This is a genomic window from Streptomyces sp. ERV7 (assembly GCF_001653515.1).
In the GTDB taxonomy this organism is placed as follows: Bacteria; Actinomycetota; Actinomycetes; order Streptomycetales; family Streptomycetaceae; genus Streptomyces.
In genome coordinates this window covers 713,423-740,364 of record NZ_LYOY01000029.1, presented here as the reverse complement: position 1 = coordinate 740,364, position 26,942 = coordinate 713,423, and the positions used below count along the sequence as shown (strand labels likewise).

Below are 26,942 nucleotides of genomic sequence, written 5' to 3'. Positions count from 1 at the left end.
CGAATCGCCTGTTTGAGGCGGGAACCGGTCACTAGGATCCAGACGTTGATCCGATGCCAACGCACGACGGGGACGCTGACCTAAGCCGGCCCCTCACACCATTGGGAGGACTCGTGGGAGTCAGCCTCAGCAAGGGCGGCAACGTCTCGCTGACCAAGGCCGCCCCCAACCTGACCGCGGTCATCGTCGGTCTGGGATGGGACGCTCGCACCACCACCGGGGGTGACTTCGACCTGGACGCCAGCGCACTGCTGACCAACGACCAGGGCAAGGTCGCCAACGACTCGAACTTCGTCTTCTTCAACAACCTCAAGAGCCCCGACGGCTCCGTCGAGCACCAGGGTGACAACCTCACCGGTGAGGGCGAGGGCGACGACGAGGTCATCAAGGTGAACCTGGCCGGTGTCCCGGCCGACGTTCACAAGATCGTGTTCCCGGTCTCGATCTACGAGGCCGAGAGCCGCCAGCAGTCGTTCGGCCAGGTCCGCAACGCGTACATCCGCGTGGTGAACCAGGCCGACAACACCGAGCTCGCCCGGTACGACCTGAGCGAGGACGCCTCGACGGAGACCGCCATGGTCTTCGGCGAGCTGTACCGCAACGGGGCGGAGTGGAAGTTCCGCGCCATCGGCCAGGGGTACGCGTCGGGCCTGCGCGGCATCGCGCAGGACTTCGGCGTCAACGTCTGAGCCGTCGCTCTCCCTCGTCCGGCGCCGCACATCCGTGCGGCGCCGGACGCGCTCAACCCTTCGTTCGCCATTCAGGGGAGGACTCACGATCATGGGCGTCACGCTCGCCAAGGGGGGCAATGTCTCCCTCTCCAAGGCCGCACCGAACCTCACCCAGGTGCTGGTCGGCCTCGGCTGGGACGCGCGTTCCACCACCGGAGCCGACTTCGACCTCGACGCCAGCGCACTGCTGTGCCAGTCGGGCCGCGTCCTCGGCGACGAGTGGTTCGTGTTCTACAACAACCTCACGAGCCCGGACGGCTCGGTCGAGCACACCGGTGACAACCTGACCGGTGAGGGCGAGGGCGACGACGAGTCGATCATCGTGGACCTGGTCAAGGTGCCGGCGCACTGCGACAAGATCGTCTTCCCTGTCTCGATCCATGAGGCGGACAACCGCGGCCAGACGTTCGGTCAGGTCAGCAACGCCTTCATCCGGGTGGTCAACCAGGCCGACGGCCAGGAGCTCGCGCGCTACGACCTGAGCGAGGACGCCTCCACGGAGACCGCGATGATCTTCGGCGAGCTCTACCGCTACAGCGGCGAGTGGAAGTTCCGTGCAGTCGGTCAGGGGTACGCGTCAGGACTGCGCGGGATCGCTCTAGACTTCGGGGTCAACGTTTCGTAAAGCCGTGTCCAAGTCGGGTGCGGCGCGGGGGGAGACCCTCCCCCAGACTCCGTCTGGGGGGACCCCGCCTAGCTAGATGGGGAAGTCAGTGATTCTGAAAACCTTCGGCTGGTCATTCGTGATCACTGCGGTCGGTCTGGCCCTGGCAGTGCTCTACGACGGCTGGACCGCCTTCGGGATCGTGGCGATCCTGTCCATCCTCGAAATCTCGCTGTCGTTCGACAACGCGGTGGTCAACGCCGGAATCCTGAAGAAGATGAATGCCTTCTGGCAGAAGATCTTCCTCACGGTCGGCGTGCTCATCGCCGTCTTCGGCATGCGGCTGGTCTTCCCCGTAGTCATCGTCGCCATCAGCGCCAAGATGGGCCCCATCGAGGCCGTCAACCTCGCGCTGAACGAGAAGGAGCACTACAAGGAGCTGGTCACCGACGCGCACGCGTCGATCGCCGCCTTCGGTGGCATGTTCCTGCTCATGATCTTCCTGGACTTCGTCTTCGAGGAGCGGGACGTCCAGTGGCTGCGCTGGATCGAGCGGCCGCTGGCCAAGCTCGGCAAGGTCGACATGCTCTCGGTCGCCATCGCGCTCGGTGTCCTGCTCGTCTCCTCGATGACCGTCGCGACCCACGCCCATCTGCACGGCGGGGCGCACGCGGACAAGGGTGAGACCGTCCTCATCTCCGGCATCGCCGGTCTGATCACGTACATGATCGTCGGCGGCCTCTCCGGCTACTTCGAGGACAAGCTGGAGGAAGAGGAGGAAGCCGAGCTGGAGGCCGAGGAAGAGGCCAAGAAGAGCGGCAGGGGCGGCGCCTCGGCGGTGCTGCTGGCCGGCAAGGCCGCGTTCTTCATGTTCCTCTACCTGGAGGTCCTGGACGCCTCGTTCTCCTTCGACGGCGTCATCGGCGCCTTCGCCATCACCAACGACATCGTCCTGATGGCGCTCGGCCTCGGCATCGGCGCCATGTACGTGCGGTCCCTCACGGTCTACCTGGTCCGCCAGGGCACCCTCGACGACTACGTCTACCTGGAGCACGGCGCGCACTACGCGATCGGCGCCCTCGCCGTGATCCTCCTGGTCACCATCCAGTACGAGATCAACGAGGTCATCACCGGTCTCATCGGCGTCGTCCTGATCGCCTGGTCCTTCTGGTCCTCGGTCCGCCGCAACAAGCGGCTCGCCGCGGAGGGCGGCGGGGATTTCAGTGAGAAGGCGGAAGTCTCCACGGGGGTCTGAATCCGTGGTGTGACCCGCCGACGATTGCGGAACGCTCTGAGCGGGGCGGCAGGGAGGTTCGTGCCTCCCGGCCGCCCCGCCGTTCGTCCGGTGCGGGGCCGTTGACGTGGTTCGTATAGGGGTGGGGAAGAGATGGCCTTCTGGGACAGCCTGCGCGGCAGGCCCTCGGCGCAGTTCGACACGGGCAGCGCCGCGAGCAACGCCATCGAGCTGACCAAACGGCACCCGGTGGTCTCGCTCGGCAAGCAGGGCGCCGACTCCGGGTCGCTGCGCGTCAACCTGTCGTGGCGGATGCGCACCTCCGACTTCGGCGGCCGGTCCGGGCCCAGCGTGCTGCGGCACCCGTTCAAGCTGTTCAAGCCCGATGTGGTCCAGGCGCACACCCAGGGCGTCGTCAACGTCGACCTCGACCTCGGCTGCCTCTACGAGCTCACCGACGGATCCAAGGGCGTGGTGCAGCCCCTGGGCGGCTTCTTCGGCGCCACCAACGCGGCGCCCTATGTCCAGCTCAGCGGCGACGACCGGTTCGGCTCGCCGTCCGGAGAGACGATCTACGTCAACCTCGACCACCGCGAGTCCATCAAGCGGCTGCTGGTCTTCGTCTACATCTACGACCAGACGCCCGCCTTCGACCGTACGCACGCCAAGGTCACGCTCTACCCGAGCAACGGCCCCCGCATAGAGATCGACCTGGACGAGCACGCCCCACAGGCCCGCTCCTGCGCGGTCGTCACCATCGAGAACGTCAAGGGGGACATGGTCGTGCGACGCGAGGTGAAGTTCGTGTACGGCTTCCAGGCCGAGCTGGACCGGCTCTACGGATGGGGGCTCCAGTGGGGGCGCGGCTACAAGACGAAGGCCTGAGAGTGCGCCCGTGAGCGGGCCCGGCGGGTGTCGGCCCGCCCGGCCGCTTCCGTCACTGCCGGATGAACTGCGGCCCCATCGGCGGCAGCACGAAGTCCGGATCCACCGTGTGCGCGGCCGCCGCCGGCTGCGGATAGCCGTAGCCGTGGCCGGGCTGTGCCGAGGCGGGCTGCGGATAGCCGTACGAGGGCTGCCGCACGGGCGCGTGCTGCGGCGGCGCGGGGTGCGGATAGCCGTACGAGGGCGGCGAGGCGGCCGGCAGCGGCGGCACATACGGCTGGGTCTGCGGCTGGGGCCCGCCCGGGAGGACGTCCGGCGGCAGCGGCTGCGACACGGACGCGGAGTGCGCCGGGGCCGCGGCCTGGCCGTGGGTGGCGCCGGAGGAGCCGCTGTCCGCGCTCTCCCCGGCCCCCTCGCCGTCCTCGTCCACGGAGATCCCGTACTCCGTCGCCAGGCCCACCAGGCCGGTCGGATAGCCCTGGCCCACCGCGCGGAACTTCCACGCCTCGCCGCGCCGGTAGAGCTCGCCGCAGATGATCGCGGTCTCCTCGCCGGTCTCCGCCTTCACATCGAAGACGGCCAGCGGTTCGGCGCCGCCCGGCCCCGCGTCGTACAGCAGGACCCGCAGGTCGCGTACGGAACCGAAGGTCGCGCCGTCCGAGGAGGCGGTGACCAGGACGCGGTCCACGGACGCGTCGAGCGCGGCCAGATCCGCCTCGACGGTGTCGGTCAGGGAGTCCCCGACCCGCTTCTTGGGCAGCCGCCGCACCAGGCCCGAGGGGTGGCGCGGCTGGTTGTAGAAGACGAAGTCCTCGTCGGAACGCACCCGGCCGTCGGCGGCCAGCAGCAGCGCCGAGGCGTCCACGTCCGGGACGTCGGAGCCCGGCGTCCAGCGGAGCACGGCCCTCACGGCCGTGGCGTCCAGCGGGACGTTGGATCCCTTCAGCATCGCGTGCGTCATGGTCGCCATCCTGCCTTCCCGCCGCCCGCCCGGACAACGCGGGGGCCCGAGGGGGGCCTTGTCCCGCAGATGAGCGGTACGTACCTTACGTACCGCGTCCGCGCGCGGCACCGGAAGAGCGCGGGCGAGTTACCTGGATTTCATGCCTGCGGGGAACTCGCGACATGTGTTCTTACGTACTATTACCGGCCACCCACCGTCACTCAGTCCGGGCCATCGTTGCAGTACAGGGGAATCCATATGCGTCACTTCGGGCACGTTCCGCCTGCTGCTCGTAAGGACCTGTTCCACCGGGAGCCCGCCGAGTTCAGCTCGGACTCTCCCGCGCGGGTGCTGTCCGCCGCCCTCGGGGCGACGCTCTACAGCCCCGCGACCCGCCTCACGCTCGCCGACGACGTCCTCAAGCAGGCCCGTCGGGGTGTCGTGTCCATGGTGCTCTGCCTGGAGGACTCGATCGACGACGCCGAGGTGGCGGGGGCGGAGGCCAATCTGGTCCGCCAGTTCGCCGACCTCGACGCGCGCGGCGGACAGACGCCGCTGCTGTTCATCCGGGTCCGCGAGCCCGACCAGATCCCCGATCTGGTGCGGCGGCTCGGCTCCTCGGTGCGCTTGCTGTCCGGATTCGTGCTGCCGAAGTTCACCGAGGAGCGCGGGGTGCCGTTCCTGGAGGCGCTGGGCGCGGCCGAGGCGGCCTGCGGGCGGCGGCTCTTCGCCATGCCGGTCCTGGAGTCGCCCGAGCTGCTCCATCTGGAGACCCGCTGCGAGACGCTGACCGGCATCGCCCGGACCGTCGACAAGTACCGCGACCGGGTGCTGGCGCTGCGGCTCGGCGTCACCGACTTCTGCTCGGCGTACGGGCTGCGCCGCTCGCCGGACATGACGGCGTACGACGTGCAGATCGTGGCCGGGGTGATCGCGGACGTGGTCAACGTCCTGGGCCGCGCCGACGGCACGGGCTTCACGATCACCGGCCCGGTGTGGGAGTACTTCAGGCTCCAGGAGCGCATGTTCAAGCCCCAGCTGCGCCGCAGCCCCTTCCTCGAGGGGCGCGCGGAGGAGCTGCGCGACACCCTGATCGAGCACGACATCGACGGCCTGCTGCGCGAGATCGAGCTCGACCGCGCCAACGGGCTGCTCGGCAAGACCTGTATCCACCCCTCGCACGTGGTGCCGGTGCACGCGCTGTCCGTGGTCAGCCACGAGGAGTACAGCGACGCCCAGGACATCCTGCGGCCCGAGCGGGGCGGGGGCGGAGTGCTGCGCTCCGCGTATACGAACAAGATGAACGAAGTGAAGCCGCACCGCGCCTGGGCCGAGCGGACCCTGCTGCGCGCCGAGGTCTTCGGCGTCGCGCACGAGAACACCGGCTTCGTGGAGCTGCTGACCGCCGGCCTGGCGGGTTGAGCGGGACGGGATGATCGAGACGGAGAGAAACGACAACGTGGTGGTCTGGTCGGGAACGTGGGTCGCCGAGCGGCTCGGAGTCGAACTCCAGGGTGACGAGCGGTTGCCCGAGCTGCTGGGCCTCGCCCTGCGCCGCAACCCCAAGCGCGCGCATCTGCTGGTCTCCAACGTGCTGGGCAAGCACGTGCCGCAGCGGCCCTCGCGGGTGTACGGGGCGGGGTACGGGCTGGGTGAGGAGGTCCGGGAGCTGCTCGGCCCGGAGGCGGCCGGGGCGGTCGTCCTGGGCTACGCGGAGACCGCGACGGGCCTCGGGCACGCGGTGGCCGACGGGCTGGGCGTGGCGCCCTACCTCCACTCCACCCGGCGCCCCGTCGCCGGGGTCGAGCGGGCGGGGGGCTTCGAGGAGTCCCACTCCCACGCGACCTCGCACCTGCTGCTGCCGGAGGATCCGGCGCTGCTCGCGGGGGAGGGGGCGCTGGTGCTGGTCGACGACGAGTTCTCGACCGGCAACACGGTCCTGAACACGATTCGTGCGCTGCACGAGCGCTATCCGCGGCGGCGGTACGTGATAGTCGCCCTGGTCGACATGCGCTCCCCGGCGGACCACACCCGCTTCGCGTCGTTCGCGACGGAGATCGGGGCGGAGGTGTTGCTGGTCACCCTGGCAGCAGGAACGGTTCTCCTCCCGGAGGGGGTACTGGAACGGGGCATGGAGCTGGTGGCGGAACACGAGTCCTCCCCGGCCCCGGGGGCCGAATCGAACGAGGGTGCCCCGGACGTGGCGGGGGCGCAGGGAACGTCGCCCGGCGACGGGGTCCCGCTGTGCCCACCCGTCCCGCCCCGCGGGACGACTGCCCACAGCCCTCGCCTTCCCCGCCCACGACACCCCCTCCGACGGCCCCGGCGAGCGCTACGCGTACAACGTGGCGGGCGCCGGCTTCGACACCGTCGTGGCCGTCGTCGACTCCGTCGCGGACACCCCCGAACTGCACGCCCCCGACGGCCTGCTGGCCGGGCTCGCCGCGCACATCCCGCACGTCGTCCTGGCCGTCGTCCCCTCGTACGTACCCAAAGGTGCCCCCATGCCCGAGCCCCTGCCCGAGCCCCTCCGGGGGCCCGCCTTCTCCTCGTACGCGCCCGACGAGGTGGGCTGGCTGCTCAAGGACCTGTCGGGGGTCGAGCTGGAGGCGCCGACCGAGGAGCGCGAGGAGGCGATCCAGAGCGGCGGCGCCCACTACGCGGAGTCGCTGCCGGTCGAGTACCAGCCCTCGCCCCAGTACCAGGAGCTGTTCCGCGCCGCCCTCGACGCCTCGGCCGAGCGCATCGCCCGCGCCGTGGGCGTCGTGACCGAGACGGTCCTGGCCGAGCGGTCGCCCCGTCCGGTGCTGGTCTCGCTGGCCCGCGCCGGCACCCCCGTCGGCGTCCTGATGCGCCGCTGGGCCCAGCGGCGGCACGGGATCGACCTGCCGCACTACGCCGTCTCCATCGTGCGAGGCCGCGGCATCGACCCCAACGCGCTGCGCTGGCTCGCCGCCCACCACGACCCCGCCGACGTCGTCTTCGTCGACGGCTGGACCGGCAAGGGCGCCATCACCCGCGAACTGGCCGCGGCGATCCGCGAGTTCGAAGAATCCTCGGGGGTCGACCGCTTCGACCCGGAGATCGCCGTCCTCGCCGACCCGGGCTCCTGCGTGCGCACCTACGGCACCCGCGAGGACTTCCTGATCCCGTCCGCATGCCTCAACTCGACCGTGTCGGGGCTGATATCGCGGACCGTGCTGCGCGCGGACCTGATCGGGCCCGGCGACTTCCACGGCGCCAAGTTCTACCGCGAACTGGCAGGCTCCGACGTCTCGGTGGACTTCCTGGACGCCGTCGCCGCCCGCTTCGACGAGGTCGCCGCCGACGTCGACCGCGAGGCCAAGGCGCTGCAGGCCACCGACCGCAGCCCCACCTGGGAGGGCTGGGCCGCCGTCGAGCGGATCAGCGAGGAGTACGGCATCCACGACGTCAACCTCGTCAAGCCCGGCGTCGGCGAGACCACTCGCGTCCTGCTTCGCCGCGTCCCCTGGAAGATCCTGGCCCACCGGGGCGCCGGGGCCGACCTCGACCACGTACGCCTCCTTGCGGAGCAGCGCGGAGTGCCGGTGGAATGGGTCGACGACCTGCCGTACAGCTGTGTCGGACTGATCCACCCCCAGTACACGCGCGGGGCGACCGGCGCCGACGGCAAGGCGGTGGCCTCCCGATGAGCACCCTGATCGCCAGCGATCTGGACCGTACGCTGATCTACTCGGCGGCGGCCCTCGACCTGACCATGCCCGACCCCCGGGCGCCGCGGCTGCTCTGCGTCGAGATCCACGAGCACAAGCCGCTCTCGTACATGACCGAGAACGCCGCCACCCTGCTCGCCGCACTCAAGGCGGACCCGGACACGCTCTTCGTGCCCACCACGACCCGCACCCGCAAGCAGTACCAGCGCATCCAGCTGCCCGGTCTGCCCGCGAAGTTCGCGATCTGCGCCAACGGCGGGCAGCTGCTCGTCGACGGGGTGCCCGACCGCGACTGGCGCCGGCTCGTGGACGCCCGGATCGCCGCCGAGTGCGCCACGCTCGACGAGGTGCGCGCGCACATCTCGGCCACCGCCGACCCGCTCTGGCTGCGCAAGGAGCGGGTCGCCGAGGACCTGTTCGCCTACCTCGTGGTCGAGCGCGCGCTGCTGCCCGAGGACTGGGTCAAGGGGCTGGGCGCCTGGGCCGAGGAGCGCGGCTGGACCGTCTCGCTCCAGGGCCGCAAGATCTACGCGGTGCCGAGGCCCCTGACCAAGAGCGCGGCCGTCCACGAGGTGGCCCGGCGCACCGGCGCCGAACTCACCCTGGCCGCCGGGGACTCGCTCCTGGACGCGGACCTGCTGCTCGCCGCCGACGAGGGCTGGCGCCCGGGCCACGGCGAGCTCGCGGACTCCGGCTGGACCGCGCCGCACGTCGACGTCCTGGAGGAGCGGGGCGTACTGGCCGGCGAGGAGATCGTGCGCCGTTTCGCCGCCCGCGCCACGGCCGCCCGGGTTGCGCCCGTGCGGCCCTGACCGGTCCCATACTCGCCCCCATGGCCAAGGGAAACAGCACCAGGATCACCGACGAGCTGTACGCGTACATGCTGGCGCACAACCCGCCCCTGGACGCGGTGCAGCGCGAGCTCGTGGAGACGACGTACGCCCGGCTGCCCGACTACGCGGGCATGCAGTCGGCCGAGGAGCAGGCCCCGCTGCTGGCCTTCCTCGTCCGGCTGGTGGGCGCCCGGCACGTGGTGGAGGTCGGCACCTTCACCGGGTTCTCGGCGCTCGCCATGGCGCAGGCGCTGCCCGAGGACGGACGGCTGATCGCGTGCGACATCTCGCGGGAGTGGACCGCGTACGGACGCGAGGCCTGGACGAAGGCGGGCGTGGCGCACAAAGTGGACCTGCGGATCGCCCCGGCGCTCGACACGCTGCGGGCGATGCCCGCCGAGCCGCACATCGACTTCGCCTTTCTCGACGCGGACAAGGACAACTACATCGCGTACTGGGAGGAGTTGGTGCCCAGGATGCGGCAGAACGGCCTCATCGCCGTGGACAACACGCTCTTCCACGGTGAGGTCCTGGACCCGGCGGCGACCGGTCCCGCCGCCGGGATCCAGCGGTTCAACGAGCATGTGACGCGGGACGAGCGGATGGACGCCGTCATGCTGATCGTGGCGGACGGCCTGACGCTGTCCAGGAAGCGGTAGCGGCGCGCCTAGCCGCAGCAGCCTCCGCCGCAGCAGCCACCACCACCCCCGCCGGACGGCGCGGGCGCACCCTTGGCCATCCCGCCCACGGCCACGGTGGACAGCAGCTTCACCGTGTCCTCGTGCCCCTCGGGGCACACCGCGGGAGCGGCGGACTCGGCCATCGGACGGCTGAGCTCGAACGTGTCGCCGCACGAGCGGCAGCGGTAGTCATAGCGAGGCATGGCCCCAGGCTAACGGGCGTGCCGCCGCCGTGTGCCGCTCAGCGCAGCGGCCGTTCCCGCACGCCCGGCTCCGCCTGCGCCTCCGCCTCGCGCCGCGCCCTCCAGTACGGGTTGTCGTGCGGCAGATGGCTGCTCACCCGCCCGTACATCCCGAAGACCATCAGTGCCAGGCCGACCAGGAAGCTGAAGATCACGTTCTGCATCTTGAAGGCGAGGAAGTTCGCCGAGCCCCGGTCGAGCAGGGCCAGGTTCACGAACCCGCTGATCAGGAACAGCACCCCGAGCGACATGTTCATCCAGGACGCCAGGTTGCCGCCCTTGACCATGCCGTACAGGAGCAGCGCCCCGACGACGATCGAGATCACGCTGAGCGTGCCGTTGGTGCTCAGCCCGGCGACCTCTTTCCCGCCGGTGTCGAAGAACCCGATGTTGTGGGTGAGCCCCAGGATGCCGAAGACGAGCAGGAAGAGCCCCATGATTCCGGCGCCGAAGCGGTACACCTGGCTCAGCCGGTGGTCGACGGGCAGATGCTCGTCGAGGGACACATGGGGGGTGCGCAGGGGGTGGCGCACGGGATGAAGCGGCTGGGTGGCCATGGGCGGCCTCCTCGTGTCGTCCGTACCTCCCAGGATCCGCCCGCGGCGCGGCGGCGACAACTCGTCCCCGTGACGCCCGTCAGGCGCCGTGCCCCCGCTCCTCGCGGATCTGGGCCACCACGCGCGCGACGGCCTGCCGGACCTCCTCGGTCTCGGTGAGGAAGTGCCAGTAGTCGGGGTGGCGGCCCTCCAGCGTGGCGATCGCGCGCTCCAGGCGCGCCACGGCGTCGTCGAGCGGACGGGCGTGGCGCGGGTCCGGGGTGTTGCGGCCGGACATCGCCAGTCGCTGGGCGTCCCGGATCGCGAACCGCGTCCGCTGGATCTCCTGCTGCGGGTCCTTCGCCACGGCGTTGAGCCGTTGCAGCCGGTCCCCGGCGGCCGAGACCGCCTCGTCGGTGGAGTTGAGCAGCGCCCTGACCGTGCTCAGCCGGGAGGTCGCGTCGGCCCAGCGCTGCTCGTCGCGCGCGGCGCCCGCCTCCTTGAGCTTGTCCTCGGCCTGCCGTACGTTCGCCAGCGCCTGGTCGGGGACCTGCTGGAGGTCCTGCCAGCAGGCGGCCGCGAACCGGCGCCGCAGCTCGCTCAGGACCGGGTCGACGGTCCCGGCCCGGGTGGTCAGCGCCTGCGCGCGCGTACGCAGCGAGACCAGTCGGCGGTCGATCTCGGCGGCCCGCTCGGGCAGCCGCTCGGCCTCGGCGCGCACGCCCTCGGCCTCCCTCAGCACCCGGTCGGCCCGCTCCAGGGTCTCGGGCACGCCGTGCGCTCCGGCGCCCTGGTTGAGCCGGGTCAGCTCGGGGCCGAGCGCGGCGAGCCGGGCGGCGAGATCGTCCGCTCTCATTCCGGACGCCCGCACCGAATCGAGAGCGGTGCTCGCGGCGAGGAGCGCCTGTCGCGCCCGCTCCACGGCGGGGGCGAGCCGGGCCAGCTGGGTCTCGGCGGTGGAGAGCAGCGGCCCCAGGCTCTGCTCGAACCGGTCCAGCTCGCCCTTGACCCGTACGAGGTCGTCCTTGGCCTTCGTCAGCTCGCCCCGGGCCCGGGAGGCCACCGAGGCGTCCAGGTCGTCGCGGTCCAGGTCGTGCGCGTCGACCGCGGTGATGTAGTCGTTGCTGACCTCGTCGATCCGCCGGCCGAGCGCCGCGAAGTCGTCCACGGCCTTGCGGGCGCGCGGCGAGCTGTCCACGGCGGTGATCGTCTCGATGGAGATCCGCAGATCGCGCTGGGCGGTGTCCAGCTCGTAGAAGGCCGCGGCCGCCGCGTCCTTGGCCGCCTGCGCGTCCGCCCGGACGCTCTCGCCGCGCCCGCCGAACCACCGGCGCGTCCCGCCTCCGGCGAACGCCGCGGGCAGCAGCGCGGCCCCGAGCACCAGCGGCAGCGCGACGAGCGCGAGCGCGTCCCCGAGGGCCCGCCGGGCCGCGACACCGACACCGACTCCGACTCCGGGGACGATGGCACCCGCTCTGCTGTACCGCCGCGCGTGTGTCGCCGTCACATCCCTCTCCCGTGCCGTGTCCGCCTGCCGGTTCATTCTCCCACCAGTAAGGACGAACACACCGGCCGATTAGTTCGCACCGCCTCGCCGACCGCCCCGCCGCCCGGCCCGCCGCGAACGGGTTTGCGGCCCTGCCCCGGAGGCCATGTACGCTGTTCCCTCATCCACGGATGTGCCCGGGCGTGTAGCTCAGGGGTAGAGCGCTGCTCTTACAAAGCAGATGTCGGCGGTTCGAAACCGTCCATGCCCACCCGGTACCGAAGGCCCCCGCTGATCACGGCGGGGGCCTTCGGCGCACCAGGCCCCGGCCACTGGCTCGCACCACCAGGCCCCGGCCACTGGCTCGCACCCGCCTCCCGCCCGGCCCTCGCTCAGCCCTCCGCGGGCCGCCCGCACCGCAGGTTCCAGCGGCCCGAGCGGCCCGAGAGCTCCGTCAGGGACAGCGGGGCCACGTCGAGCCGCCAGAAGGAGGCGGGCGGCAGCGCCAGGGCGTGGGTCACGGCCGCGCGGACCACCGCGGGGGAGGCGACCGCGAGGACGCGGCCGCCCGCCTCCGGGAGCGTGTCCAGCCACACGCCCACGCGCGCGACCAGCGCCAGCAGGCTCTCCCCGCCGTGCGGCGCCGCCCCGGGATCGGTGAGCCACGCCCGTACGCCCGTGGGGTCCACGGTGCTCAGCTCGTCCAGCCGCCGCCCCCGCCAGCCGCCCAGATCCCAGTCGGCCAGGGCCGGTTCGTCGCCCGTGGGCAGGCCGTCCGCCAACTCGTAGAGGGAGGACGGCGGTTTCAGCCGACGGGCCGGCACCGGCAGCGCCGCCGCCGCGTCCTTGACCCGGCGCAGGGCGCCCTCGTCCGGGGCGGCCGCGTCGTCGCCGACTCTCGCCTCGCGCGCGTAGCGGTCGGCCGGGGGTGAGATCAACATCACGCGTACGGTCATGGGTCAAGCAGAGCACGGCCGTTCACGCACTTCGCGCGGGGGTTGTGCACCCGCGCGCCGTAGCGGCGCGGTCCCTCACGCGGTACGGTCTCGTCGACATAAAGACGGTGTGAAGGAAGCCCGGTGAGATTCCGGCACGGTCGCGCCACTGTGAACCCGGCGAGCTCCCTCAACAGGGGGCGAAGACGGGGAAGTCAGACCCACCACCGTCGACAAAGGCACCAATGACCGGGACGCGTGTTCCCCAGGAGGTTCTGCCCACGCGCGCGACCAGCGCCAGCAGGCTCTCCCCGCCGTGCGGCGCCGCCCCGGGATCGGTGAGCCACGCCCGTACGCCCGTGGGGTCCACGGTGCTCAGCTCGTCCAGCCGCCGCCCCCGCCAGCCGCCCAGATCCCAGTCGGCCAGGGCCGGTTCGTCGCCCGTGGGCAGGCCGTCCGCCAACTCGTAGAGGGAGGACGGCGGTTTCAGCCGACGGGCCGGCACCGGCAGCGCCGCCGCCGCGTCCTTGACCCGGCGCAGGGCGCCCTCGTCCGGGGCGGCCGCGTCGTCGCCGACTCTCGCCTCGCGCGCGTAGCGGTCGGCCGGGGGTGAGATCAACATCACGCGTACGGTCATGGGTCAAGCAGAGCACGGCCGTTCACGCACTTCGCGCGGGGGTTGTGCACCCGCGCGCCGTAGCGGCGCGGTCCCTCACGCGGTACGGTCTCGTCGACATAAAGACGGTGTGAAGGAAGCCCGGTGAGATTCCGGCACGGTCGCGCCACTGTGAACCCGGCGAGCTCCCTCAACAGGGGGCGAAGACGGGGAAGTCAGACCCACCACCGTCGACAAAGGCACCAATGACCGGGACGCGTGTTCCCCAGGAGGTTCTGCCGTGGCACTCTCCGCCGCCCCTGCGCCGAGCGCAGAAGCAACGCCGGCCATCACCCCCATATCGCTCAAGGCGATCGCTCCCTGGGCGCTCTTCTTCGGCATCCTCATGCTCGTGCTGCTCTACTTCGTGGGCTCCGAGCAGGGCGCCACCAGCGTCTTCTCCGGTGAGAACGTCCATGAGTGGCTGCACGACGGGCGCCACCTGCTCGGCTTCCCCTGCCACTGAGACCAGGGGAACGACTCGTGAACTCCCTGTCCGTCAGAGCCCTGCTGGTGCGGGGCATGATCGCCGGTCTCGCGGCGGGCGCCCTCGCGCTCCTCGTGGCGTACGTCCTGGGCGAGCCCCGGGTGGACGCGGCCATCGACTTCGAAGAGGCGCACGCGCACGAGCACGGTGAAGAGGTGTTCAGCCGCACCCTGCAGGCCACCGGCGGTCTCGCCACCGGTGTGCTCGTGTTCGGCGTGGCCATCGGCGGTATCGCCGCGCTCGCCTTCTGCGTCGCGCTCGGCCGCATCGGCCGGTTCGGGCCGCGCGCCACGGCGGCGTTCGTCTCGCTCGGCGCGCTCCTGACCGTCTACGTCGTCCCGTTCCTGAAGTACCCGGCGAACCCGCCGTCGGTCGGTGACCCCGACACGATCGGCAAACGCACCGCCCTGTACTTCCTGATGATCGCGCTGAGCGTGCTGCTCGCCGTCTCCGCCGTGATCCTCGGCAAGCGGCTCGCGCCCCGCCTCGGCAACTGGAACGCCACCGTCGCCGCCTCGGCCGCCTTCCTGGTCGCCATCGGGCTCGCGTACGCGTTCCTGCCCGCCGTCAACGAGGTGCCCAAGGAATTCCCGGCGATGCTGCTGTGGAAGTTCCGCCTGGCGGCCCTCGCCATCCAGCTCACCCTGTGGGCCGGCTTCGGGCTGGTCTTCGGCCACCTCGCCGAACGGCTCCTGGTGACCGGGCCCGCCACGGCCGAGTCCCGGCGCCCGGGCAAGTCCGTCAACAGCGGCGACAGCAAGGCCGCGGCCGCCCACTGACCGCGCGCCTCGCGTACGGGGGCCCCGGACCGTCATGGTCCGGGGCCCTCGCGCGCGTGGTTCGTGCCCGGTGTGCTGTCGTTCGGTGGCGCTCGATCAGTGGCGCTCGTTCAGTTGGGGCGGCGCAGGGAGAACAGACGGCTCTGCCGCTCCCTGCGGTAGCGCCGCTCCCACCGGTCCATACGGTCCCGGCGGGCGCGGTAGGCCCGGTAGTCCGTGTCCGTGCCACGGCCGGCTCCACCGGCTCCGGACGAGCCGCCGGTCGGAGCCGTGGAGCGGCCACGGCGTGGGGCGCTGAAGAGTACGGCCACCACGGCGACGCAGAACACTATGCCGCCGAGACTGAAGCCGAAGCCGTACAGGACCAGCGCCAGGACGAGTAGCAACAGGATCATGGCGTGTTCCTCTAGGGACGGATCGGGGGCTCCCCTCGCCCCCGGGCGCCCTCCAAGTTACTCCGCCCCGCCGGGAGTTGGCCTCCAAGTTACGCAGAGGCCAACGTCTCGCGAGCCCCTACAGCCCGCGCAGCCGCTCCATCTCACGGCGGTCACGCTTGGTCGGCCGGCCCAGGCCCCGGTCGCGCACCCCGGCGGCCAGCACGTCCGAGCGGGCGGGCGGCGGCGGGCTGTTGTCGACGTAGGCCTCGGCCGCGATCGCCGCGCCCACCCGCTTGCGGATGATTTTCGCGACGACGACGATCCGCTCCCGCCCCTCAAGGCGCAGCCGTACCTCGTCGCCCACCTTTACGGTGTGCGCGGGCTTCACGCGCTCGCCGTTGAGCTGGACATGGCCCGCCCGGCACGCCGTCGCCGCCATGGAACGCGTCTTGGTGAGCCGTACCGACCAGATCCAGCTGTCGATGCGTACGGGCTCCGAGGGGCCCGCCTGCGCCGCCGGCCCCTTGGGCCCCTGTGCCTTCGCCTCGTCTGCTGCCGCCATGCCTCCGACTCTACCGAGGCCGTTGTCAGTGGTACCCGTCACACTGGAGGCATGTGCAGAAGCATCAAGACACTCAGGCCGCCGGCCCTCCCCGAGGAGGCCACCGACGACGAGATCCGCGCGGCGGCGCTCCAGTACGTGCGCAAGGTGTCCGGCTTCCGGGCGCCGGCCGCGCACAACCGGGAGGTCTTCGACCGGGCGGTGGACGAGATAGCGCGGGCCACGGCGGAGCTGCTCGAAGGCCTGGAGATACGGGGAGTGCCGGTCAGGACGCCGGCTTAGACCCACCCCTTCGGGTCCGGCAGGTCAGGCCGCCGGGCTGGTGGCCGCGGCCGTGTTCGGGCGGCGCATCACATAGGCGGCCAGTGAGCCCGCCGCGAACAGCGCGAGGACGGAGATGCCCGTGCCGAGCCAGGTCGCGCCGAGCCAGCGCCCGCCGAAGTAGCCGAGGCTGACGCTGTATCCGGCCCAGACCACCCCCGCGAGGGCGGACCACGGCAGGAACTCCTTGGGGGTGCGGTGCGCCGCGCCCGCGCCGAGCGAGACGACGGACCGGCCCGCCGGGGCGAACCGGGCGATGACGACGAGCGCGCCGCCGCCCCGGCTCAGTGCGGCGCCGAGACGTTCCTGTGCGCGGGTCAGCCGGCGGGAGCGGGCGATGGCCCGGTCGAGCCGCGCCCCGCCACGCCAGGCGAGGCGGTACGCGACGAGGTCGCCGAGCACCGAGGCCGCGGCGGCGCAGGCGGCGAGGAGAAGCAGGTCGGGCACGTCGCGTATGGCGTGCGGGGCGCCCGCGGCGGTGGTCGACCCGGCCGCCGCGGAGGTCGCGGCGGTGATCACCAGGACCCCGCTGGGCAGGACCGGAAGGAACACGTCCAGGAGAACGGAGACGGTCACCACGGCGTAAATCCATGGGCTGCCGGTCAGCGACCCCACACTCTCCAGCACTACGACCCCCGAACGGAATGCTGGGCAGGACCGGAAGGAACACGTCCAGGAGAACGGAGACGGTCACCACGGCGTAAATCCATGGGCTGCCGGTCAGCGACCCCACACTCTCCAGCACTACGACCCCCGAACGGAATGCGCCCCGCTGCCGCTGGTCTGCGGCCGGGTCGCTGTACAGCCGTACAGCGTACGCCTGGGGCGCATGGGGTTTCCGTTCGGGGGTGGGGTGTCACCGGCGAGCCGGTGACGGTCGTGCGTGTGTGTCGGTGCGTCAGCGGGCCGTGCCCGCCGGGGCGGCGGCGGTGGCCTCCGGCACGGCGGCGGTGGCGCGGGCGCCGAGCAGCTGGTCGAGGGCGAGGGCGCCGGGACCGGTGAAGACGAGCAGCAGGAAGACCCAGCTGAACATCGCGGCGTTCTCGCCGCCGTTCTGCAGGGGAAGCAGCGCGCCGGACTGGTGCACGTCGAAGTAGGCGTACGCCATGGAGCCCGAGGAGAGGAAGGCGGCGGAGCGGGTGAAGAGCCCGGACATGATCAGCAGACCGCCGACGAGCTGGATGGCCGCCGCGTACCAGTTGGGCCAGGCGCCGGTCTCCAGGGTGCCGCCGGTTCCGGCCGCGCCGCCGAACCAGCCGAAGAGCGAGGCGGCGCCGTGGCAGGCGAAGAGGAAGCCGGTGACGATGCGGAAGAGGCCGAGGGCGTAGGGCTTGGCGCGCTCGGTGTTCAGAGCGGAGGAAAGGGTGGGGGAAGCCATGGGGACGGGCTCCTTCGGTGTGGGGGACGGGGCCGGTGGAGCCTCAAGGTTAGGTAGACCTGATTAGTGCTTGCAAGTTCAAGTTTAAGTAGATGGCCAAATTCCGGTTAGGTTTGGCTGGAATTCATCTTTACGGGGGGCATACATGGACGTAACGCCAACGCGCCGGGACACAGGGTTACGGAGCCCGGGGTCACGAAGCGGGGCCGTCCGGGCCGTCAGGGGCTTACGAGGTGTCGGCCGCGGCCTACGGGGCGAGGTCCTCGTCCAGGACCGTGACCAGGCGGGGGCCGCCGCGCCCCGCTCGCGCCTGGTCGAGGCGGAGCCGGGCCGCGCGCCCGGTCAGGGTCAGCGTCATCAGCTGGTTCCCGAACCAGGGGCCGCCCGTGCGGCGCCAGCGCACCGGGGGCCGGCCGGTGCGGCCGTGCCGGGCCAGCGCCCGTCCGAGCCGCCGCCCCCACCGGCTCCACCCGAAGCGGAACGCGGCCCGCAGTGTTCTGGGGACGGTGTTGTGGACCGGCGAGCAGGTCAGCTGGAGCACGCGCGCGTCCGGGCCGCCGGAGGGCCAGACCGGCTCCGCGAGGTAGGCGTGGTGCACATCGCCGGAGAGCACGCAGACCGTGGCGGGGGCGCCGGGTCCGGTGCCCGCGCGGGCGATCAGCTCCGCGAGCCCGTCGAAGGAGGAGGGGAAGGCCGCCCAGTGTTCCAGGTCGGCCCGGCGGCGCACCCTCTCGCCGAACCGCGCCCAGCGCGGGCCGCGTTCGCCCCGGCACAGGGCCGCGTTCCAGGCCTCCGCGTCATGGACGAGCGGCGGCAGCAGCCACGGCAGCGAGGTCCCGATCAGCAGGTGGTCGTACGGGCCGGACCCGTCGAGCGCCTGCTCCCGCACCCAGTCGGCCTCCGCCTCGTCGAGCATCGCGCGCTTCTGCTCGTCCAGGACCCGGGCCGCCCGGCTGTCCACCATCAGCAGCCGCACGCGTCCGAAGTCGCGGCGGTAGCTCCAGCGCACGGCGGCCGGGTCGGTGCCCGCCTCCGCCGCGAACCGGCGCAGCGCCTCCGTCCCGTCCGGGCCGCCGCACACCGCCGCGTACAGCGGATCGGCGGCGAGCAGGCCGGGCGGGAGGTTGCCGAGGTGCTGGTAGACCCAGTACGACATCAGCCCGCCGGTCAGCCGCTCCGACCACCACGGGGTGGCGCGCATCTCGGCCAGCCAGGCGGCGCTGGTGTTCCAGTCGTCGATCACGTCGTGGTCGTCGAAGACCATGCAGCTCGGCACGGTGGAGAGCAGCCAGCGCACCTCGGGGTCGCCCCACGACTCGTCATAGAGCCGGGTGTACTCGTCGTAGTCCCCGACCTGCGCCCCCGGTGGATCGGCCAGATCGCGCCGGGCGGCGAGCCAGCGGCGGGTCGCCCGCGAGACGTTGTCGGCGTACACCTGGTCGCCGAGGAGCAGCAGGACGTCGGGGAGCCCGGAGGCGTCGGCGTCCGTGGTGGCGGTCAGGCGCGCGGCGAGGCTCGTGGCGAGCGTGTCCAGGGCGTCGGGCCCGGCGGGGTCGCGCTCGCCCCGGGGCGGGGCGGCCCAGCGGCAGGACCCGAAGGCGACCCGCAGCCGGGAGGCGCCCGGCGCGGGTGTGCGGATCACGGACGGCGGAAAGGGGGAGCGCTCGGGCGGCCACACCCGCCGCCCGTCGAGCAGCACTTCGTACGGGGTGGCCGAGCCCGGGGCGAGGCCGGTGACCGGGATCAGCGCGTAGTGGTGCCCGGCGATCTGGAACGTACGGGAGAAGCCCGAGGCGCTGTCCGGGCAGCGCACCCGGGCCGTGCACGGCCGGTCCGCCTCCACCCAGACCGTGGCCGACGTCCCGGACTCGCCGTCGACGTACCGCAGCAGTGGTCCCAGGCGCAGTCCGGCCATGTCGTCCCCTCCGTCGCTCCGTACGGTACGGAACGGCGGAGGGGGGAGACAGCCCCCGTCGGCCCTTCGGCCGGACCGTCAGCAGCCGTTGAGCACGGACTGCAGCGCGGACTTCTCGGCGGTGTCCACGGTGAGGTTGTAGTAGTGCTTCACGTCCACCCACATCCGGGCGTACGTGCAGCGGTAGGAGGTGAGCGAGGGCAGCCACTCGGCCGGGTCCTTGTCGCCCTTGGCCTGGTTGACGTTGTCGGTGACGGCGATCAGCTGGGGCCGGGTCAGGTCGTTGGCGAAGCCCTGGCGCTGCGCGGTCGTCCAGGAACTGGCGCCCGAGCGCCAGGCCTCGGCGAGCGGGACGACGTGGTCGATGTCGAGGTCGGCGGCGGCCGTCCAGGTGGCGCCGTCGTACGCGGAGTACCAACTGCCGCTGACCGCCGCACAGCTGGAGTCCGTGGTGACGTTGGTGCCGTCGCGCTTGAGGACGACCTCGCGGGTGTTGCAGGTGCCGGACTGGGTGATCCAGTGCGGGAACTTGGAGCGGCTGTAGCCGTCCGAGGAGCCCTCCGGGGTGGCGGTCATGGCGGCGAGATAGCTGCGGGCGGTGGCGGCGCTGACCGGGGTGGGGGGCCGCCGCCCCCGCCGGCCGACCTCTCGGCCGTGGCCCTGCTCCCCACCGAGGAGCGCGACAGGTGGGCGCTGCGGCTGCACCGGGCGGTGACCGGGTTCGTCGACGAGCCCCGCAAGGCCGTCGAGGAGGCCGACGCCGTACTGGGCGAGACGGCCGCGCGGGTCGCGGAACTGGTCAAGGAGCGCCGCGGGGGCCTCCCGGCGAAGAACGACACGGAGGAGTTGCGGCTGGCGTTGCGCGACTGCCGGGAGCTCACGGAGCGCATGCTGCAGCTTTGAACGGGCGGGTTGTGCCCGGTCTGTGTCTGCGGGCCGGTGGTGGGTTGCTCGCGCAGTTCCCCGCGCCCCTAAGGGGGTTGGGCTTTCCCGGGGTGCGGCGAGCGGGGGAACAGGGGCCGTAGGCCCCGTTCCCTCAGGGGCGCGGGGAACTGCGCGGCCGGCCCCCGCCGGGCCGCAGGTCACCCCGGGCCGGCCGGCCCCCGCCGGGCCGTACGTGATGTCAGGTCAGCGGTGGTGGCACCACCACCGGTGGCGGTGGAGCGACCGGGCGGCGTCGCAGGCTGCGGCGTATGAGCAGAAGGGCCGCCGTCGCCACGGCGACCAGCGCACCCCCAACAGTCACCAGCCACGCCGGCACCCCCCAGACCCGCATCAGCCGATCCGTATAGATCACCCGCTGGAACGGCGAGTCATCCGCGGCCCGGACCAGCTCATGGTCACCCGTGATCCACGACGGCTGCCAGAACGACTGGCTCAGCGCGGTGAGATACGGGGTATCGCCCTCGCCCGCGAACCGCGTCAGCGGGCCCGCGTCACGCGGCACCCGCCCCGCGTACAGGACAGACGGCGCCGAACCCCCGATGTTCGACTCCGGCTCCATCCGATGCCCCGACACCACGTACAGCCGCAGCGACTGCGCCGTCTTCGCCAGGCGCGACAGCCGCATCGGGTACACCAGGCGCTCGCTCGCGAAGGTCAGTTTCAGGGGGTCGAGCGTGCCCGTCAGAGGGCCGTCGCCCGCCGCCGGGGCGAGCCGGACCGCCACGTACTCCCACTTCTGCGCGACATAGGGCCGCAGCTCGGCGGAGAGCGCGGGCGGGAGCTGGAAGCCGTTCGCCGCCAGCCAGTCGCGCAGCGCGTCCGGGTCCGTGGCCGTGAGGCGGGCCACGTCGAAGGGGCCGAGGCGCTCGCGGCCGACCACACCGACCGACGGCGCGGCCGCGCTCGGGGCGCCCGCGCCGTCCCCCACCGCGCGCTTGTGGTGGGTGAAGGGCCAGTCGCCGTCCTGCGGCCAGAAGTGGTCGCGGTTCCGGTGGACCGGCGCCGTGGCCCGCTCCAGGTCGGAGAAGAGCGCGCGGTCGCCGAGCGTCACCGTCGCCCGGTGCGGCACCGGCATGATCCACGCCGCCTTCGGGGCGTTCCCGTCGACCGTGAGGCTCATCACGATCTGCTCGCTGCGCCCGTCCCACCGAACGGCCGAAGTCTCCTGCCGCACAGCCAGTCGCGTACCCGTTCCATGGACCATCGCGCCGCACCCGCACGCGTACGCGGGAGACACCAGGGAACCGAGCTGGGTGGCCAGCAACACCCCCATGACCAGCCACATCCGCCGTCCGACGCCTCTGCCGCGCATGCCCCCGCCTTCCGTACACCGCCCGCCGACGGGTTCGTCGACGGGTTCGTCGATGGGTTACGACGGCGTCGCGGCGGGTCCGGTTCCGGTGCGCCGCGGACTCCGGTCGAGGTGATTCCGGTCAAAACACGGGTGACAGTCAGGCGAAGTGGGGGTTGCCTGAGTCTCTCAACAGGGGTGGTGCGAGGCTCTGAGTGCGGGCCGCCCCACGGCCGAGGGCCGTGCGGCGGGCGAACAGCGGGCCAACGATGGCGGTGGGAGGTTCGGCGGGGCGTGGCGAATGCGGAGCACGGCACACGCGGCAGCACGGTGGACGTGGACTCAGGCGCGGCGGACACCCGGGCGGGTATGGCCCGTGTGGTCCTGTGGCTCGTCGCCGCCGTCCTCGCGTTACGGCAGATGGCCCATACCCTGCGCCTGCCACCAGGTGAACGGCTCACCGACCTGGAGACCTGGACGGGCACCAACGGAGTGCTGCACGTGCGGGGCGACCTGTACGACAGGGAGCACTTCACCGGCACCCCCTTCGCCGGGCTCGTCCTCAAGCCGCTGACCCACTCCGCCGAGCAGGCGCTCGGTGTGGCCTGGACGTTCTCCACCCTGCTGTTCGTCGCGGTGCTCGGCGTCGTGGCCGCCCGCGCGCTGCCGGGACCGCTCTCGCGCCGCAGCTCGCTGGTGGCCGCGCCGGTCGCCATCAGCCTCCTGATGGTCTCGCTGCCGGTCCGCAACGCCCTGACCACCGGCCAGACCAGCATCATCCCGGTCCTCCTCGTCCTGCTCGGCTGCTTCGCCGTACGCGGGGAGCGCGGCTCCGGGTTGCTCATCGGCATCGGTGCGGCCCTCCAGCCCACCGTGCTGCTCTTCGTCCCGCTGCTCTGGCTCACCGGACGCAGACGCGCGGCCCTCTCCACCACCGCGACCTTCGCCGCCGCGACCGCCCTGGCCTGGGTGTTCATGCCGCACGACTCCTGGACGTACTGGGTGCACCATGTGGCGGGCGCCGGGCTCGGCGCGCGCCCCGACAGCCTCGCCAACCAGTCCCTGCACGGCGCCCTGCTCCGCGTCGGCCTCCAAGGCCCGCTGGAGATCGCGCTGTTCCTGCTGCTCGCCGCAGCCGTGATCGTCCTCGGCCTGAGCCGGGCCGTCCGCTACGCGCGCGACGGCCAACTGCTGCTCGCCGTCGCCCTCACCGGCTGCGTCGCGGTCGCGATCTCGCCGACGGCCTGGCAGCACCAGCTCCTGTGGGTGCTGCTCGCGATGGTCGGCCGGGCCGGGACCCGGGCCCGCGACCGCCTCGCGTGGCCCGCCGTCGTCATCCTGGTGATGACCCTCCCGGGCGATGTGCTGCTGCCCAACATGGCGCTCCTCGACCCGCTCCGTGACAACGTTCCCCTGCTGACCGCGCTCATGGCGGCCTGCCTCATCCCGTTCCTGCCGCGTACCTCCGAGCACTTCCGGGCGCCGCTCCCCACCGCGTACGCGGAGTCCGTCCCGGCGCGCTGGGCCCGGATCCCGCTGGCGCCGTTCTGGCGCCGGGTGCTCAGCCGCCCCAACCTGCTCCTGGAACTCCTCGTCATCCGCGTCGGCTACTCCGCCTACTCCCACATACGGCTTGAGGCCACCGCCGGGCGGGAGACGGCACAGGCGCACGGCCGCACCGTGGTGTCCATCGAGCGCGCCCTGCACATCGACATCGAGCACTGGGCCAACCACTCGATCCAGCACGCCCAGTGGCTGCTTGAGTTCTTCAACTTCTACTACGAGACGTTCCACTTCATCGTGCCGCTGACGATCCTGGGCGTGCTGTACGTACGCCGCCCGGTCGACTACCGCTGGGCGCGTTCGGCGCTCGGCTTCGCCACGCTGCTCGGCCTGGTCGGCTTCTGGTTCTTCCCGCTGGCACCGCCGCGCCTGATGCCCGGCATGGACTTCATCGACACCGTCCACGGCCCGCAGGATCTGGCCAACCCGGACTACGGGGCGATGACGCAGGTCACCAACCAGTACGCGGCGATGCCCTCGCTGCACTTCGGCTGGTCGCTGTGGTGCGGCATCGTGATCGCGGTGGTGGCCCCGAAGCTCTGGATGAAGGCCCTGGGCCTGCTCCACCCGCTCTTCACGGTCTGCGCGATCATCGCCACCGCCAACCACTGGGTGCTGGACGCGGTGGGCGGCGCGGCGGTCGTCGGCGCGGGCTTCGCCCTGGTGTACGTACTGGCGGGCCCGCGCGGCGTCCAGCTGCCGCCGGCTCGGTGGCGCGCGCACTCGACTCGGGACTCGCGGGCGCCGGCTCACGAGTGGCGCGGCGGGTAATCCGCGACCACCCGGGCCGAGCCGTCGGCGGGGGCCGGGGCGTTGGCGCTGTCGCACTCGAACCACACCGTCTTACCGGCCGTGATCAGCCCCGGCGAGACCCCCCACTTGTCGACGACCGCGTCCAGGAGGACGAGTCCGCGCCCGGACTCGTCCTCCTCCGACGCGTTCAGGGGGAGCGGGAGCTGCGGGAAGCGGTCCGACACCTCGACGCGGATGCCGTGCGGCCGCCGGTGCAGGCTCAACTCGCAGTAGCGGTCCGGTACATGCCGCACCACATTCGCGAGCAGCTCGGTCACGGCGAGCTCGGCCGCGTCCACGAGGTCGGACATGGCCCAGAAGTCGAGGTGCGTACGGACGATCCTGCGGACATGGCGGGCGGAGTGCACGCCGACCGTGAAGCGCATGCCGTACTGGGAATTGTCGTTCACGGTACGAGCGTGCCGCGAGATGGCTACTCTCGGCTACGAATGAATACAACCCGTTGAGAAGTAAGCGGAGTTGAGCCCGAGGGAGTACCCGCCGTGGTCCACATCAACGTCCTCGATCCGAGCGCGTCGCCGCTCGACTACTACGGATACGAGCTGCGCCGCTACCGCGAGGCGGGCGGGCTCACCCAGAAGCAACTGGGCGCGGTCATCTCGTACACCGGCTCGCTGATCGGCCAGATCGAGACGGCCCGCAAACTCCCGACGGCGGACTTCAGCGACCGCGCGGATGCCGCGCTGGGCACGGGCGGGTTGCTGTCCCGGCTCCTGCCGCTGGTGCTGCGGAGCCAGCTTCCGGCGTGGTTCCAGCAGGTGGCCGAGCTGGAGTCGCGGGCGACGGAGATCTATACGTTTCACACGAACCTGGTCCATGGGCTCCTACAGACCGGCGAGTACGCCCGCGCCGTCCTCGGCACGCTGGACCAATCCAACTTGGATGACCGTGTTGCGGTCCGACTGGCTCGCCAGCGCATTTTCGGAAAGGCGCAGCCGCCAGTGATGTGGGCGATCATTGGTGAGGCCGCACTGCACCAGGGGATCGGTGGGGACGAGGTCATGCGGGGTCAACTGGCCCGCTTGTTGTCATTCCAAAACAACCCGAATGTGAACATCCAGGTCCTACCGTTCGGCGTAGGAGCGCATGCCGGCTTGCAGGGCTCGTTTGACCTCTTTCGCTTCACCGGTGATCCCGCCATCGTCTACACCGAGGGTTACGGAGTGGGTCATCCAACCGCCAACCCGGACACGGTCAGGGACTGCTCGCTCCGTTACGATCACCTCCAAGCCGCCGCCCTGTCCATCCCGGACTCGGCGAAGCTGATCCGGCACGTGATGGAGGAGCGCTATGGGGAGCAACCTGGATCTGAGCCGCGCTCGTTGGCGTAAATCCAGCTACAGCGGCGATCAGGGCGGCTCCTGCGTCGAATGCGCCACCCTCCACGGCGCAGCCTGGCGCAAGTCCAGCCACAGCAGTGACCAGGGCGGCGACTGCATAGAGGTCGCAGACCTCCCCCACGCCGTAGCCGTCCGGGACTCCAAGAATCCGGACGGCCCGGCCATCACGCTCTCTCCCGCCGCCTTCGGCGCGTTCGTCAGATCCGTTACGGCGTGACCTGAAGTTCCTTGATGCCGTTCAGCCACGCTGAACGGAGGCGGCGCGGGTCGCCCGCCAGCGTGAGGTTCGGCAGGGCGTCCGCGATGGCGTTGAAGATCAGGTTGATTTCCAGCACCGCCAGCGACTTGCCGAGGCAGAAGTGCGGGCCTCCGCCGCCGAAGCCGAGGTGCGGGTTCGGGTCGCGGAGGATGTCGAACCGCTCGGGCTCGTCGAAGAGTTCGGGATCGTTGTTGGCCGACGAATAGAACAGGCCGACCCGGTCGCCCGCCTTGATCTTCTGGCCGCCCAGCTCGGTGTCCTGCGTCGCCGTACGCTGGAAGGACACGACCGGCGTGGCCCAGCGGACGATCTCCTCGGCTGCCGTGTCGGGGCGTTCGCGTTTGTAGAGTTCCCACTGGTCGGGGTGGGTGAGGAACGCGTGCATCCCGTGGCTGATCGCGTTGCGCGTGGTCTCGTTGCCCGCGACCGCGAGCAGGATGACGAAGAAGCCGAACTCATCGGCGAGCAGGTTGCCTTCGCCCTCCGCCGCGACCAGCGTCGATACGATGTCCTTCGCGGGGCACTCCTTGCGGGCGGCCGCGAGGTTCATCGCGTAACTGACGATCTCCATGGCGGCCTCGGCGCCGATCTCCTCGGTGATGGCGTACTCGGGGTCGTCGTACGCCGCCATCTTGTTGGACCAGTCGAAGATCTTCGCGCGGTCCTGCTGCGGTACGCCGATGAGCTCCGCGATCGCCTGGAGCGGCAGTTCGACGGCGATGTTGGTGACGAAGTCGAAGGAGTCGCTGCCTTTGGACGCGGCGAGGGCCGTGTCGACGATGCGGCGGGCGCGGTCGCGCAGGGTGGCCTCCAGCGAGCGGACCGCGCGGGGCGTGAAGCCGCGCTGGACGATCTGGCGGACCCGGGTGTGCTCCGGCGGGTCCATGTTCAGCATGATCAGCCGCTGGACCTCGATCTGCTCACGGGTGATGTTCTGGTTGAAGCGGATGACGGCGGTGTTGGTGGTGGAGGAGAACAGCTCCGGGTGGGTGGAGACGTACTTGACGTCGGCGTGCCGCGTCACCACCCAGTAGCCGTCGTCGCCGAAGCCGGCGAGGCCGTGCGGCTGCGGGCACCAGAAGACCGGGGCGGTCTGCCGCGCCTCGGCGAACTCCGGGTACGGGACGCGGTCCTGGAGCAGGTCGGGGTCGGTGAAGTCGAACCCCTCGGGAAGGTGGGGGCAGCGCATCGGCAACTCCATCTGGAACTCCGTCTGGACGGCACTTGTCTGACGACCCATCAGAATTTGACTGAAAGGTAGTAACGGGTTCTACAAGTCGCAAGGGTGCGGGAGCTGTTCGTTGCCCGCGCGGGAGTGCGCGGGTGCGTGCACAACCCTTGCGTACCGGGGGTAGCCCTCACCAGACTGCAAGCAGAACTAGAACGCGTACTAGTTCGGTCGCGGCGGCTCCGGGAGGCCCCGCGACCGGGCCTTCCCAGTCGTCGTCGTGCA

The 26,942-nt window shown here is 71.4% G+C and carries 28 protein-coding genes, 1 tRNA gene, 3 pseudogenes and 2 riboswitches; of the genes and pseudogenes, 17 read left to right on the top strand and 15 right to left on the bottom strand.

Features of this window, described 5'->3' with window-relative positions:
• The first annotated feature begins 113 nt into the window (after positions 1-113).
• From A8W25_RS09655 to A8W25_RS09640, 4 genes are all read left to right on the top strand, one after another.
• Entirely contained in the window at positions 114-689 is a 576-nt protein-coding gene (locus tag A8W25_RS09655) for a TerD family protein (protein WP_067158613.1), read from the top strand.
• Between the two features lie 91 nt (positions 690-780).
• Entirely contained in the window at positions 781-1,356 is a 576-nt protein-coding gene (locus A8W25_RS09650; protein WP_067158611.1) for a TerD family protein, read from the top strand.
• An 88-nt stretch (positions 1,357-1,444) separates the two neighbouring features.
• Positions 1,445-2,590, top strand: coding sequence for a DUF475 domain-containing protein (locus tag A8W25_RS09645; RefSeq protein WP_067158609.1), 1,146 nt, complete (start codon positions 1,445-1,447; stop codon positions 2,588-2,590).
• Between the two features lie 132 nt (positions 2,591-2,722).
• Positions 2,723-3,454: a TerD family protein gene (locus A8W25_RS09640; protein ID WP_067158607.1), complete on the top strand. Its 732-nt coding sequence runs from the start codon at positions 2,723-2,725 to the stop codon at positions 3,452-3,454.
• Positions 3,455-3,506: 52 nt separating this feature from the next.
• Here A8W25_RS09640 and A8W25_RS09635 read toward each other — a convergent pair whose 3' ends face one another.
• On the bottom strand, positions 3,507-4,415 hold the full coding sequence (locus tag A8W25_RS09635; protein ID WP_067160932.1) for a TerD family protein: 909 nt from the start codon (positions 4,413-4,415) through the stop codon (positions 3,507-3,509).
• A gap of 240 nt (positions 4,416-4,655) precedes the next feature.
• Here A8W25_RS09635 and A8W25_RS09630 point away from each other — a divergent pair, with 240 nt between their 5' ends.
• The 5 genes and pseudogenes from A8W25_RS09630 to A8W25_RS09615 all read left to right on the top strand — a co-directional run bounded on the left by A8W25_RS09630 (position 4,656) and on the right by A8W25_RS09615 (position 9,584).
• Complete coding sequence (locus tag A8W25_RS09630; RefSeq protein WP_067158605.1) at positions 4,656-5,819, top strand: HpcH/HpaI aldolase/citrate lyase family protein; 1,164 nt, start codon at positions 4,656-4,658, stop codon at positions 5,817-5,819.
• Positions 5,820-5,829: 10 nt separating this feature from the next.
• A pseudogene (locus A8W25_RS34800) lies at positions 5,830-6,432 on the top strand (phosphoribosyltransferase domain-containing protein); the annotation flags it as partial.
• A 154-nt stretch (positions 6,433-6,586) separates the two neighbouring features.
• Positions 6,587-8,071: a cysteine protease StiP domain-containing protein gene (locus A8W25_RS09625; protein ID WP_234386365.1), complete on the top strand. Its 1,485-nt coding sequence runs from the start codon at positions 6,587-6,589 to the stop codon at positions 8,069-8,071.
• Positions 8,068-8,904: an HAD family hydrolase gene (locus A8W25_RS09620; RefSeq protein ID WP_067158603.1), complete on the top strand. Its 837-nt coding sequence runs from the start codon at positions 8,068-8,070 to the stop codon at positions 8,902-8,904. The genes A8W25_RS09625 and A8W25_RS09620 overlap by 4 nt, the downstream gene beginning before the upstream one ends.
• Before the next feature lie 20 nt (positions 8,905-8,924).
• Positions 8,925-9,584, top strand: coding sequence for an O-methyltransferase (locus tag A8W25_RS09615; protein WP_067158601.1), 660 nt, complete (start codon positions 8,925-8,927; stop codon positions 9,582-9,584).
• Positions 9,585-9,592: 8 nt separating this feature from the next.
• Here the strand turns inward: A8W25_RS09615 and A8W25_RS32155 are convergent, their stop codons facing one another.
• The 3 genes from A8W25_RS32155 to A8W25_RS09605 form a co-directional block, all read right to left on the bottom strand.
• Entirely contained in the window at positions 9,593-9,808 is a 216-nt protein-coding gene (locus tag A8W25_RS32155) for an FmdB family zinc ribbon protein (RefSeq protein WP_079125927.1), read from the bottom strand.
• Between the two features lie 38 nt (positions 9,809-9,846).
• Entirely contained in the window at positions 9,847-10,404 is a 558-nt protein-coding gene (locus A8W25_RS09610; RefSeq protein ID WP_067158599.1) for a DUF4383 domain-containing protein, read from the bottom strand.
• Positions 10,405-10,483: 79 nt separating this feature from the next.
• On the bottom strand, positions 10,484-11,890 hold the full coding sequence (locus A8W25_RS09605; protein WP_234386362.1) for a hypothetical protein: 1,407 nt from the start codon (positions 11,888-11,890) through the stop codon (positions 10,484-10,486).
• A 178-nt stretch (positions 11,891-12,068) separates the two neighbouring features.
• Here A8W25_RS09605 and A8W25_RS09600 point away from each other — a divergent pair.
• Positions 12,069-12,140 (top strand) — tRNA-Val (locus A8W25_RS09600).
• Between the two features lie 121 nt (positions 12,141-12,261).
• On the opposite strand, the gene A8W25_RS09595 is transcribed toward A8W25_RS09600, so the two are convergent.
• Positions 12,262-12,825, bottom strand: a complete 564-nt coding sequence (locus tag A8W25_RS09595) for a histidine phosphatase family protein (RefSeq protein ID WP_067158597.1) — start codon at positions 12,823-12,825, stop codon at positions 12,262-12,264.
• Positions 12,826-12,893: 68 nt separating this feature from the next.
• Positions 12,894-13,051, top strand: a riboswitch (cobalamin riboswitch).
• Between the two features lie 39 nt (positions 13,052-13,090).
• Positions 13,091-13,426: pseudogene (locus tag A8W25_RS32150) on the bottom strand (histidine phosphatase family protein); the annotation flags it as partial.
• 83 nt (positions 13,427-13,509) lie between these two features.
• Positions 13,510-13,667: riboswitch (cobalamin riboswitch) on the top strand.
• Positions 13,668-13,700: 33 nt separating this feature from the next.
• Between A8W25_RS32150 and A8W25_RS09590 the strand changes: the two are divergent.
• Positions 13,701-13,925 carry a CbtB domain-containing protein gene (locus A8W25_RS09590; RefSeq protein ID WP_067158594.1) on the top strand — a complete coding sequence of 75 codons (225 nt, stop codon included), beginning with the start codon at positions 13,701-13,703 and terminating at the stop codon, positions 13,923-13,925.
• Between the two features lie 17 nt (positions 13,926-13,942).
• Positions 13,943-14,725, top strand: a complete 783-nt coding sequence (locus A8W25_RS09585) for a CbtA family protein (protein WP_067158592.1) — start codon at positions 13,943-13,945, stop codon at positions 14,723-14,725.
• Between the two features lie 110 nt (positions 14,726-14,835).
• Here the strand turns inward: A8W25_RS09585 and A8W25_RS09580 are convergent, their stop codons facing one another.
• The gene (locus A8W25_RS09580) at positions 14,836-15,120 is read right to left on the bottom strand and encodes a hypothetical protein (RefSeq protein ID WP_067158590.1); all 285 of its coding nucleotides are present in this window, start codon (positions 15,118-15,120) and stop codon (positions 14,836-14,838) included.
• Between the two features lie 118 nt (positions 15,121-15,238).
• The gene (locus tag A8W25_RS09575; protein WP_067158588.1) at positions 15,239-15,664 is read right to left on the bottom strand and encodes an RNA-binding S4 domain-containing protein; all 426 of its coding nucleotides are present in this window, start codon (positions 15,662-15,664) and stop codon (positions 15,239-15,241) included.
• 51 nt (positions 15,665-15,715) lie between these two features.
• On the opposite strand from A8W25_RS09575, the gene A8W25_RS09570 reads away from it, so the two are divergent.
• A complete protein-coding gene (locus tag A8W25_RS09570; protein WP_067158586.1) occupies positions 15,716-15,946 on the top strand; it encodes a DUF2277 domain-containing protein in 231 nt (76 codons plus the stop codon).
• A 24-nt stretch (positions 15,947-15,970) separates the two neighbouring features.
• Here A8W25_RS09570 and A8W25_RS09565 read toward each other — a convergent pair whose 3' ends face one another.
• The 4 genes and pseudogenes from A8W25_RS09565 to A8W25_RS09550 all read right to left on the bottom strand — a co-directional run.
• Positions 15,971-16,612: a DedA family protein gene (locus A8W25_RS09565; RefSeq protein ID WP_067158584.1), complete on the bottom strand. Its 642-nt coding sequence runs from the start codon at positions 16,610-16,612 to the stop codon at positions 15,971-15,973.
• Between the two features lie 271 nt (positions 16,613-16,883).
• Complete coding sequence (locus tag A8W25_RS09560; protein ID WP_067158582.1) at positions 16,884-17,363, bottom strand: DoxX family protein; 480 nt, start codon at positions 17,361-17,363, stop codon at positions 16,884-16,886.
• Positions 17,364-17,610: 247 nt separating this feature from the next.
• Positions 17,611-19,278 carry an alkaline phosphatase D family protein gene (locus A8W25_RS09555; protein WP_067158580.1) on the bottom strand — a complete coding sequence of 556 codons (1,668 nt, stop codon included), beginning with the start codon at positions 19,276-19,278 and terminating at the stop codon, positions 17,611-17,613.
• Positions 19,279-19,356: 78 nt separating this feature from the next.
• A pseudogene (locus A8W25_RS09550) lies at positions 19,357-19,899 on the bottom strand (HNH endonuclease family protein); the annotation flags it as partial.
• A gap of 33 nt (positions 19,900-19,932) precedes the next feature.
• Here A8W25_RS09550 and A8W25_RS09545 point away from each other — a divergent pair.
• On the top strand, positions 19,933-20,181 hold the full coding sequence (locus tag A8W25_RS09545) for a hypothetical protein (protein WP_067160927.1): 249 nt from the start codon (positions 19,933-19,935) through the stop codon (positions 20,179-20,181).
• A 220-nt stretch (positions 20,182-20,401) separates the two neighbouring features.
• On the opposite strand, the gene A8W25_RS09540 is transcribed toward A8W25_RS09545, so the two are convergent.
• Positions 20,402-21,535 (bottom strand): DUF2330 domain-containing protein, encoded by a 1,134-nt coding sequence (locus A8W25_RS09540; RefSeq protein ID WP_199831711.1) that lies wholly within the window; start codon positions 21,533-21,535, stop codon positions 20,402-20,404.
• Positions 21,536-21,883: 348 nt separating this feature from the next.
• Between A8W25_RS09540 and A8W25_RS09535 the strand changes: the two genes are divergently transcribed.
• On the top strand, positions 21,884-23,848 hold the full coding sequence (locus A8W25_RS09535) for a bifunctional glycosyltransferase 87/phosphatase PAP2 family protein (protein ID WP_067160921.1): 1,965 nt from the start codon (positions 21,884-21,886) through the stop codon (positions 23,846-23,848).
• Here A8W25_RS09535 and A8W25_RS09530 read toward each other — a convergent pair.
• Complete coding sequence (locus A8W25_RS09530; protein WP_067160918.1) at positions 23,827-24,255, bottom strand: ATP-binding protein; 429 nt, start codon at positions 24,253-24,255, stop codon at positions 23,827-23,829. The two genes, A8W25_RS09535 and A8W25_RS09530, sit on opposite strands and share 22 nt — an antisense overlap.
• Positions 24,256-24,372: 117 nt before the next feature.
• Here A8W25_RS09530 and A8W25_RS09525 point away from each other — a divergent pair, with 117 nt between their 5' ends.
• Together A8W25_RS09525 and A8W25_RS32145 are read left to right on the top strand one after the other, a co-directional pair.
• A complete protein-coding gene (locus tag A8W25_RS09525) occupies positions 24,373-25,221 on the top strand; it encodes a helix-turn-helix domain-containing protein (RefSeq protein ID WP_067158578.1) in 849 nt (282 codons plus the stop codon).
• Positions 25,181-25,447 (top strand): DUF397 domain-containing protein, encoded by a 267-nt coding sequence (locus A8W25_RS32145; protein WP_079125925.1) that lies wholly within the window; start codon positions 25,181-25,183, stop codon positions 25,445-25,447. Before A8W25_RS09525 ends, A8W25_RS32145 begins: the two co-directional genes overlap by 41 nt.
• Here the strand turns inward: A8W25_RS32145 and A8W25_RS09520 are convergent.
• Entirely contained in the window at positions 25,437-26,678 is a 1,242-nt protein-coding gene (locus A8W25_RS09520; RefSeq protein WP_067160915.1) for a cytochrome P450, read from the bottom strand. The genes A8W25_RS32145 and A8W25_RS09520 overlap by 11 nt on opposite strands.
• Positions 26,679-26,942: the final 264 nt, after the last annotated feature.